Origin of the sequence: Klebsiella sp. HMSC25G12, assembly GCF_001807705.1 — a bacterium.
GTDB lineage: Bacteria > Pseudomonadota > Gammaproteobacteria > Enterobacterales > Enterobacteriaceae > Klebsiella > Klebsiella variicola.
In genome coordinates this window covers 1-9080 of sequence record NZ_KV789835.1, presented here as the reverse complement: position 1 = coordinate 9080, position 9080 = coordinate 1, and the positions used below count along the sequence as shown (strand labels likewise).

10 protein-coding genes and 1 pseudogene are annotated in these 9080 nt (G+C 55.9%); all 11 read right to left on the bottom strand.

All coding sequences use genetic code 11. The features are described 5' to 3' along the window. Nucleotides 1-35 precede the first annotated feature (35 nt). Nucleotides 36-587, bottom strand: a complete 552-nt coding sequence (gene repA, locus HMPREF3096_RS06050) for a plasmid replication initiator RepA (RefSeq protein ID WP_023340918.1) — start codon at nt 585-587, stop codon at nt 36-38. Beyond that, nucleotides 580-651 (bottom strand): RepA leader peptide Tap, encoded by a 72-nt coding sequence (gene tap, locus HMPREF3096_RS31750; RefSeq protein ID WP_071786674.1) that lies wholly within the window; start codon nt 649-651, stop codon nt 580-582. The genes repA and tap overlap by 8 nt, the downstream gene beginning before the upstream one ends. 231 nt (nt 652-882) lie before the next feature. Continuing rightward, nucleotides 883-1143 (bottom strand): replication regulatory protein RepA, encoded by a 261-nt coding sequence (locus HMPREF3096_RS06045; protein ID WP_016529614.1) that lies wholly within the window; start codon nt 1141-1143, stop codon nt 883-885. A gap of 149 nt (nt 1144-1292) precedes the next feature. Continuing rightward, nucleotides 1293-1841, bottom strand: a complete 549-nt coding sequence (locus HMPREF3096_RS06040) for a phospholipase D family nuclease (protein ID WP_032433957.1) — start codon at nt 1839-1841, stop codon at nt 1293-1295. 105 nt (nt 1842-1946) lie between these two features. Next, on the bottom strand, nt 1947-2258 hold the full coding sequence (locus HMPREF3096_RS06035) for a hypothetical protein (protein WP_048295732.1): 312 nt from the start codon (nt 2256-2258) through the stop codon (nt 1947-1949). Continuing rightward, the gene (locus HMPREF3096_RS06030; RefSeq protein WP_032436731.1) at nt 2255-2905 is read right to left on the bottom strand and encodes a DUF2726 domain-containing protein; all 651 of its coding nucleotides are present in this window, start codon (nt 2903-2905) and stop codon (nt 2255-2257) included. The genes HMPREF3096_RS06035 and HMPREF3096_RS06030 overlap by 4 nt, the downstream gene beginning before the upstream one ends. Before the next feature lie 55 nt (nt 2906-2960). Further along, nucleotides 2961-3605 (bottom strand): hypothetical protein, encoded by a 645-nt coding sequence (locus tag HMPREF3096_RS06025; protein ID WP_032436732.1) that lies wholly within the window; start codon nt 3603-3605, stop codon nt 2961-2963. A 470-nt stretch (nt 3606-4075) separates the two neighbouring features. Further along, nucleotides 4076-4423 carry a DUF6404 family protein gene (locus HMPREF3096_RS06020; protein WP_032436733.1) on the bottom strand — a complete coding sequence of 116 codons (348 nt, stop codon included), beginning with the start codon at nt 4421-4423 and terminating at the stop codon, nt 4076-4078. Between the two features lie 19 nt (nt 4424-4442). Continuing rightward, nucleotides 4443-5039, bottom strand: a complete 597-nt coding sequence (locus HMPREF3096_RS06015) for a fertility inhibition protein FinO (RefSeq protein WP_023340923.1) — start codon at nt 5037-5039, stop codon at nt 4443-4445. Between the two features lie 155 nt (nt 5040-5194). Continuing rightward, the gene (gene traX / locus HMPREF3096_RS06010) at nt 5195-5920 is read right to left on the bottom strand and encodes a type-F conjugative transfer system pilin acetylase TraX (protein ID WP_020277957.1); all 726 of its coding nucleotides are present in this window, start codon (nt 5918-5920) and stop codon (nt 5195-5197) included. Between the two features lie 79 nt (nt 5921-5999). Then, nucleotides 6000-9080 (bottom strand): annotated as a pseudogene (locus tag HMPREF3096_RS31350) (conjugative transfer relaxase/helicase TraI domain-containing protein); the annotation flags it as partial.

The following is a 9080-nucleotide window of genomic DNA, read 5'->3' as shown; positions in this document are numbered from 1 at the left end:
TATCCAGCTGACTCCAGTGTTGCGGATTGTGCGCATTACTCATCTGCACTCTCCCTGCAGCTGTTTTTGGCGGCCAGACACTTCAGTCTGGCTTCGCTCAGAGAGAGTGGAAATACGCCAAGAAATTCGAACAGCTTAGGGGTGAAAAAAATCTCAGCAGTTAAATAGCGATCCGATGAGCAGGCAACAAATTCAAAATCTTTCTCCAGCGATTCCAGTGCCCTGATTGCTCGTGTAATGGACACTTCGCCAGAAAGAGATTTAGTTGCAAGTCCGCACTCCAGGGCAATCTCTCTGAGTGAGCGCAGAACTTTATTTGACAGGGGATCGTAATAAAAACACATTGCCATGAGCAACGCATTCATCGCTCTGCGGCGCAAAAATGGGGGTTTACGTTTTCGTATTCCGTCCCTACGCGACATCGCTGATGCGATATCGAAACTGAAGCTTTCAGTGAAACCATTGGCTTTTACCATAAGTTTCAGCGAGAAAGGCCAAGGAGTGTAGTCCTGGGGAACCGTGAAAACAGGTTCAGGATTGTTTACCTGAACATACTTGCGTGAGCTTTGTTGGTTATGATCAGTCACCGCTTCCTGCGCTTATGTTGCGCGGAAGGAGTGAGCACAGAAGGTCTTGAACTTTTCTGAGCATAAATCTATACTCCCTGCATAGAGCAACAATCTCTATGCAGTTTTAAGTGAGCCCCGGTAATCTTCTCCAGTCGCCAAACTTAGTGAGGATTATCGGGGTTTTTGCTTTCTGATTCCGGGGTTATACCTCAGCAGAACCAGTTCCCTGCCACTTTAAGGCGTGGCCAACCAGCAATGTCTAAACGATCAGTAATCTAGCACTCATAGCCAACCGGATCAAGAATGTGAATTTTTACACATCATTTCCACGGCGCTCTGCTTCAAGTTTAATCAGTTTTTCAATCATTTGAGCCTGCGTAATTCCTTCCTCCTCAGCAAACTGAGCCAGTTTCTCTTTTAACGGAATCTGAATGAGCGCATGTATGGATTTATGGGTATTACTACGCCTCGCCAGAGAAGCCTTCTGGCGTTCGTTCGCTGATACCGGGTTTCCTTTCCGATATGGACGTTTAGGTTTTTGTGAGGAAGTAATTACGTTTACGACCTGTGACATCTCTGCCTCCTCAAGCATCTGACTGAATACTTGAACAAAGATACTACAGGAACCGTAGGTCGGCGAAGACTAAATTACAAAATGAAAGATATCGTTGTTGGCGCAGCGGTATCTTTCAGGAGATTGAAATGTTGATTTAGAAGAAAAACTTAATAGGAGACCGACCAGTCCCTCCCCATCTCCCACCGGGACTGCCAGTGCTTCAGATAGGTATCAGCCAGCGCAGGGTAATCCCGGATGACCAGGGCATTTTCGGAGTTGCTGTTCGCCGCAGCGCGGGAATAGTTGAACGACCCCGTTTCCACGTTTCGGCCGTCGGTGATAATCACCTTGTCGTGCATGATTTTAAACTGGCTGACGGTTCGTACAGGAATACCGGCATTGGCCAGCAGATTCATTGCCGCCACACCTGCACTCCCTTTCGCGCTGTTGGCTTTCCAGTCAAGTAACACTCTGACATCGATACCCCGCTGTTTCGCCTGGATCAGTGCTCGCGTTACTTCCGGTGAAGTGAAGCTGTAGCCCATCAAGCGAATACTTTGCTGCGCAGTCACGATCGTATTCAGTACCAGCTGCAGCGCCGAACCTTCTGGAGAAAAACCCGCCTCGATGCTGGCGGCATACACGGCCGGAACAGGTGCACACAAAGTCAGGCTGATCAGCCCCGACAGACAACATTTGCGGAGTGTACGGTTAATTTTTTTCACAGTATTTCCTTAACGGGTGTTTTAAGAAACGCCGGGAGCGGGGGAAACTGGTTTTTCCCCGTTCCCGGGGTTGGACAACGACGCCATGCGGAGGCGTCAGGATTTTGTGGTATGCCGAAACCAGTAGCAGACGGGTCCGTCGCCGGTATCGTGGACAGAGCCCAGGAACCAGCCATCATCATCATCCGGTGGTTCCGGTATCCAGCCACGGGCATCCGGGGCTTCATCCGTAAATCCGGGAGCAAAAGCTTCAGGCGCTTCATCGCGCATTGTCATCACAAAGCACTGAAGTTTATGAGTTCTGAGCCTGTAGCTTAATTCTGCGGAAGTTTCACAACCACTGCGTGCCAGCACAGGATGTGTCCAGTACCCCTGTTCATCACGTTTCACTTCGGCGGCGATAATCATTTTTCTTTCTCCTTGCGTTCAGTATGCTCTGTCGTTGAATTCATACCGGTTATGGATTTTTCGGCAGCATCGGCTCCGCGGTATTTCAGAAACTCTCTGACCCTTCTTACCAGCCTCTCTGAATCCCGATCGCGTAATAGTGGAATACCGGCCTGCCTCAGAACCTCTTCCAGCAGAATATCGCGCCGGATACGGTGTTTTTTCAGGTGTGAGGCATCATCCAGTTCAACTGCGCCGACGATAGCGAAGGTATGGATGTCAACGATGACCACATCGCAGTGCCACTGTGATGCCATCCGGAAGAGTTGCCACCAGGTCCGGGATCGTGGCCGGATATGGGAAGAGAGTGTGGCAATATCTGCCACCCGGACCTGAGGACACAACAGCCAGCGATTTCGGCTGGTATGCCTGAGTAATGCCCGGAAAAAATGTTGTTCCCGTGGCGTCATCAGTGTCTCATTACCCACCCAGACCCGCTGGCGACACAACCGTTGCTCAGCCTCTGAGGGGCGAATACCCAGGGCTTTGAGTGACATCAGAACCGGGGAAGTCTTCGTTACTGCGCGTCCTTTCAGAAGCAGCACCAGAAACCCCAGCAAACTCAGCACAACAACGGTACTGCCCGCCATCATTAATATCTTTGCCATGTATTTTATTCCCTGATGTTCCTTTCTTTCCCGATGCGTTTTCCTGTCGTCGTCCTCATCTTTCTGTCCCTCTTCTGATAAGGCAGAACTCTGCCGGCAGCCTGTCGAGCAACGCGCGGCGAAATACATTCGGCAGTCCTCTCCCGGCTACAACATCAGCGATCAGAACTGATATGACGCTAATCTGCAGGACGAGGCACAGGACAAAACCAATCTGATGCACCAGTTCCGCAGCAGGCATATTACGAAGAGCATTAATCAGGCGGATGGCATCCTGTGGGGAACCCCAGGCGAGAATACCGATACCGACCAGCATCACCGCCGGCGTATACAACAGCCCCCGGCTGATAACCCGTCCGGTCAGGCCTGTAAGCTCCCACCTTTGCTGGCGAAACACCTCATCGTCCCGGAAGATTTCCCATTCCAGCCGGGCCTTTTCATGTCGCGGCACCTCGGCCACCACCTGATTACCGTCGCGAATACTGACCAGCGGTGAGACCTCTGGCTTTCTCATCCGGTCGATGTGACGCGTATATAGGGCAAGGCCTGCCCAGAACAGCGCAACAGACGATAAAAGCAGATAAAACCCACTCCCCCGAAAAACGGAAGGGAACAGGAGCATAAGAACCATCGCTAGCACGATACCGCAGAAATAACAGAACAACTGCTGCTGTTTGCGCAGAATAAAATATTTAAACATAGTATTATTCCTTTTTATTTGATGATTTACGCACGAAATGAAAGTCTGTGAATTTCATAAATCGCACGTCGTGATGTAATAAAAATATTGAAATCAGTTAAATACTGATAGTGGATGACTTAAATTGAAAATTGAGCACTTATAAGCGTCACATCGCCCCGGGACGTGGCAGTCCCGAAGCAGCCATTCACGGCACCGAATGGCTTGTCATTCTTCGCGTCTGCCCATACCCGGGCAACACACATGCCTCAGCCACAATGCCTTTCCCCCTTTACCTCTCTTTCGTTTGAATATATTTGTTCTGGCTATATACGACAATAAGAAACACAACAGCCCCTTCCGGACTGGAGTAATACCAGAACGGACGTAGTCACGTATAATAACCACACCATACAGGGTAAATGTTTTAAGAAAACGAGGGGGCTGTCAGGCCAGGAATATTCACAACCTGACAGCATATATTTATTTCATTACAGATCTTTCCAGTCAGGTAATTTATTCACCTTTCGCCGCCACAGATGAAAAAGTGCCATCGTCAGGCCAAATAACACGCCCGCGATAAGACTGATTTCGCAGGCGAACAGGAGAGGCATCCCTTGGGCCCGCCACACCGTCCAGTACATCCACAGCCCGTATCCAAGGGAGAAATAGCCTGTCATTACGACAAAAACCTGCCAGAACGGAGCAAACGGCAGCGGGGGAATGTTTATCCCCAGCCGCCACAACAGTCGTATCAGAAGCGGTGCATAATTGCTTTTCCACATCTTACGGCTGGACATTATCGCCAGCGCTTTTTGTTTCCGCGCTTCAAAATCCATTTCCTCTCCTCGATTGTATTCAGCCAGCTGACTGGCTCCGCATACGCTCAGTTCGCAGGAGTTCTTTCATCATGCGCTCGCTGGCGTACTGCGCTTCCTCTGCAGTGACGGTCGCGACGGCATTCCCCTGCAGATCATAGCGGGAGGCCCCCACCTTCATCCGGGACAGATAGCCCGCAGACCGGGTCAGACTCTTCAGGCACTTAATCACCTGTTTATGCGACAGCGGCAGGTCACGGTTCACGATATCCGCAAACAGCTGTTCGCGCATGCCCGTCGCCAGCAGACGTGGCGCGTTTCCGTCGAACAGCTGTGGCCAGAACGCCTTCAGGGTCATAATGGCCTGTTCCGGCGGCAGCAGGCGAAGATAACGCACCGGAGGTGGCGTCTTTACTGCTTTAACCGGCGCCGGCGCCGCGTTACGCGCGGCGGCTTCGGCCGCTTGTTTAACCTTCTCAAGTTTCTCTTTCTTTGCCTTCCAGGCCGGCGGGGACGAAACCACCACGACCTTCTTACGGCGCACCACACCAGGGACAGGTGTCGCCTCCGCGGGTGCCGTACTGTTCTCCGCCGGTTTTCGTTTCAGGCTCAGTACAGGGCGTTTTTCTTCACTCATAAGGGGCCATATCAATAAAAGCTACAGGTCTGAGGTATACGATACGCTAACGGTATCATCGTTTCACCTCACAATGCAGTGGACACAACGATGATATCCCCTTGTCACGTTTACGGGCAATGTGCCCGCCCCCCGGACCTGTGTCCGGTTTTTTTTTACATCGAGATGACAATACCCAGTACCGCCAGGTGCACTGCATAGAACATCACAAAGAAATGCCGCGGCCAGAAGCGTTTCACATGTTCTCCGGCAGATGAACACACGATCAGCGTCAGCAGCGCAATCGCCAGCCCGGCCGCCGATTCACTCACGTTATGCATATTCATCAGCAACACCATGAGGGCCCACAGCACCCCGTATCCCAGCCGTTCCGGTGCATGCTGTGCGCGGCAAAGCAGCCAGCTGGCGGTGAGCATACCCACTCCGGCCATGCCGTAGCTGGCGGTCGACAGGGGTATCCAGGCGACCAGCAGTCCAGCCGCCGGGAGGGTGTAAGACCAGGACGGCTGGCTGACCCACCGCAGGACCTGGCCGGTGACGGCAAAGGCAAACAGAATATTCCCGGTATACCACGGGTACCCGATGAGCATAAACGACACCTGGGCAACCAGCGCCCAGCCCCACAGGCTGTTCAGCTGCGACTGGCGTATTTCCGCGTGCCGGGCCAGATTCATTCCCCATGCCAGACCGAACAGTGGAAAACAGCCCCGTCCCAGCAGGCGCATCACTTCATTGTTTCCGGCCAGCAGTAAGCCGGTGTGGTCAGTCACCATCAGTACCAGTGCGACCGTTTTAATCATATCCGTTTGTCCCGGTGTCCAGGTTAGCAGGCGATGAAGCCAGCGGTCTGTCGCACCTGGAAATGTGTGTTGTGCTCTCATGTTTTTTTCCTTTTAGCGCTCCGGCAGACTGCCCGATTTTAATCGGGGAGGCTGCCGGAGCAGACAAGCCGCAGGCGCGTCAGTCGCCCCCGAGGGTTTTCTCGCGGTTCAGGTCACGAACCATGTCCCGCTCCACAGCCTGCAGACGCTCACGCTGCAGACTTTCTGAGGCCACCTGCTGAATCGCCGCCTCCTAGCGCCGGAACTGAGGATCATCCGGTAGCGTCGTTTTCTCCGGGCCCGGCCGGTCACGCTCGAGTCCACGGATGACGTCCCCGATAACCTCTTTCACCCGGTCCACCGGCTCGCCGGCTTTACGCGCCTCCCCGGCCACTTCCCGGGCAGTCTGTTCCGCCTGTTTTTCCATTTCGCGGCGCTGCTGTTCTTCTGCCGCCCGCTGCGCCAGAACCTCTGGCGGGAGGATAATGTCAGCCCCGGCCTGCGGTACCGGAGCCACCGGCGCCGGTTCAGCCCATACCCGCCCGCCGGTCATGGCCCCGGGGTTCCAGGGGCGGTCATCACCGGCCAGCCGCACCACCACCCCGGTATCGGGATTGTCGCGGGCCATTCTGACGCCCTCCCCCATATTCCCGGCCAGCAGGCTTTCACCATTGCGGCTGTTCTGCAGCGCCACGAACCGGGCGGCGTCATTGCCCATAATTCGTCCCTCTCCGCCGATGGCCTCCAGCCGTCCGTCCCGATCGGTCAGCGGGCTGAGCCAGATACCGGCGGCTTTCCCGTTCTTATCGAATGCCGGCAGCGCCACATGCGGCTGAGGGTACTTTTTCCCCGGAGAAATGAATTTTCCCGGTGAATTTCCCTGTGCCAGACCGGACTGCTGCAGGGCTGCCCGGCCAGCGGCGGTTTCATCCAGTAGTCTTGCCCGCCCGAACAGCAGATCGGCGCTTTTCACCGCCCGGTCGTTACGGGGTTCAAGAATATCGTGCGCCGTCGCTTTCTCAGGTGAATGCTTGATGGCCTTTATCCAGCCCTCACGGCTGTCGGTGTAAACCTGCACATGCTGTTTCATGCGGGATAAAGCCACATAGGCAGACTCAAAGCTGGCCATCTGTTCCCGACCACCGGCCACCCCTTCCAGCGCGATGGCATACGGTTCGCTGGCCCCCTGGGCGCCGTGAGCCGTGATGGCGTAGGCGAGGTCGATATGCTGCTGCGCCTGATCCGCCTTCGGGGTCAGCGTGCGGGTGGTTTTGCCATCAGACAGCGTGACACTGTCACCCGCAACAGACTGCACCTCCCAGATACTGTTGGCCACATAGCCGCGCTCCAGGTCACTTTTGCTGAAGCGCATTCGGTCCCCCTGAGACACGGTGATCTTTTCCTGACGATAGAGCGTGACGCCTTCTGCCGATGCCTCCCGGGGTGAGATATATCGCTCCTTTCCTTCACTGTCTGTCAGGGTGATCATCTGATTATCCTTATCCACCTTGCTGATACGGTGGTATACGTTATCAACCAGCGCCACCGCCTCCTTGTGAGCCGTCCAGGTCGACAATTTGCGCAGTTCACCGTCACGGATGTTACTCGTGACCAGCACCGGCAGGGTGATTTCCTCTTTGCCGGTTTCCCCGTTCTCCCGCCGTGCGCCATGGATCAGACTGTTCAGCGCCCGCCGGTCCTTGTTCAGGTGGGTGATCACCAGCGTCTGCGACTGTGCCTCCGGGGTCCGTCCGGTATAGTCCTTCACCAGCGCCTCGTAGAGCGTCGCGGGCTGACCTGCCGGCAGGGTTTTCCCCTCGCTCAGCGCCTTTTGTATCGCCTTTTCCTGCGCCGGCGTGAATTCCACCACAGAACTGCCCGGCGCCCAGGCGCCTTCTTTTCTCGGCACCTGCTCCGGCGTGACCTGCTCAATGGTGGTCAGGGCGCGGTGCACATCCCGCTCAATCAGGCTGTAGACCGCCGGTCGCAGCTCAGGCACCTGGCGCACAATCTCTTTCATGATGGCAATGTCGGCGGCGCTGCGCTGCTGCATCAGCCTGAACGGCTGGCCCGGCGCGATGGGCTGCAGCTGGTCGTTATCCCCACTGGACACCGCCCGTCCACCGCCAGCGACGATGAGGGAGTGGGCTTTTGCCATATCGGCCAGCCCCACCATTGAGCTCTCGTCGAGCAGGAACAGGGTGTTGCTGAAATCGGGTGTCTGGCCATTGCGCTGCAGCAACTGCGTGTCGTGGAGGAACGACGCCGTCGTGCGCGCATCCACGCCGGCACTCTGCATTTCCCCGACCGCGCGATGCGTCGGCGCCAGACCGATGACGCGCGGACGGGTCTCTTCCGGCAGCAGACTGATGGCACTCATGACGGCCCGGAACTGGGTGGTTTTCCCCACCCCGGCATACCCCTGAACCACCGTGAACCGATCCGTGCTTTCCAGAATCATCCGGGTCGCCGCCCGCTGTCCGGCGGTCAGGTCCGTCATCAGACTGGCCGGCACACGGTCCATCAGGGGGGCCACCGCGTCTTTACCTTCCAGCACGTGGGTCAGGATGCTTTTTTCTGCGTCCCAGGTCTGACGGGAAATCAGCAGGTCATTGCCGTAGCCGTGCGCCACCGGTACATTCAGCAACTGCCCCGACCTGATTTGTGCCTGAATGGTCGTGTCGATGTCCGCCATCGGAACCTTCCCGCCCCCGGTTTCCAGCGCCGTCGCCAGCAGCTGGGGCCGGGAGAAGGTCAGTTTCTCACTTTCAAGCAGCGGGATGGCCAGGTGAATGGCCTGTTCTGCCGGGGTACGCAGTCCGGCCTTCTGCTGCGCAATGGCCGCATCCAGGTCCGTCTCGCCGGATCGGGTCTTCAGCTGCTCTGAGACCACGCTGAAGGCGGTATGCCGCGACAGCTTCTCCGTCGTGCGAGCCGCATCCTGCGCTGAGTACAGACGGAGATGACTTCCGCTCTGCGCCAGCTGGTTGAGGGTGGCGTTATCCAGCTCACGCTGCGTCACCGACGCAAAGACCGTTGCCGTCTCGCTAACCGACCTGCCGGGACTTTCCACCCAGCCGTGGCCGATTTTAATACCGTCAAACACGCCCGCGCCCACGGCCAGGGTCTGCGTGGTTTTCTGCCCCGGACGCTGTACCGTCAGTTGCCCGTCCTCCACTTGGGGTCGTCTCAGAAAACGGAATCTATGGTCACTCCCGTT

What these genes read in the sequence shown, in the direction of transcription:
- HMPREF3096_RS06025 (WP_032436732.1), bottom strand. Translation starts at nt 3,605, where the DNA reads ATGTTTAAATATTTTATTCTGCGCAAACAGCAGCAGTTGTTCTGTTAT.
- HMPREF3096_RS06030 (WP_032436731.1), bottom strand. Translation starts at nt 2,905, where the DNA reads ATGGCAAAGATATTAATGATGGCGGGCAGTACCGTTGTTGTGCTGAGT.
- HMPREF3096_RS06035 (WP_048295732.1), bottom strand. Translation starts at nt 2,258, where the DNA reads ATGATTATCGCCGCCGAAGTGAAACGTGATGAACAGGGGTACTGGACA.
- HMPREF3096_RS06020 (WP_032436733.1), bottom strand. Translation starts at nt 4,423, where the DNA reads ATGGATTTTGAAGCGCGGAAACAAAAAGCGCTGGCGATAATGTCCAGC.
- HMPREF3096_RS06015 (WP_023340923.1), bottom strand. Translation starts at nt 5,039, where the DNA reads ATGAGTGAAGAAAAACGCCCTGTACTGAGCCTGAAACGAAAACCGGCG.
- HMPREF3096_RS06045 (WP_016529614.1), bottom strand. Translation starts at nt 1,143, where the DNA reads ATGTCACAGGTCGTAAACGTAATTACTTCCTCACAAAAACCTAAACGT.
- traX (WP_020277957.1), bottom strand. Translation starts at nt 5,920, where the DNA reads ATGAGAGCACAACACACATTTCCAGGTGCGACAGACCGCTGGCTTCAT.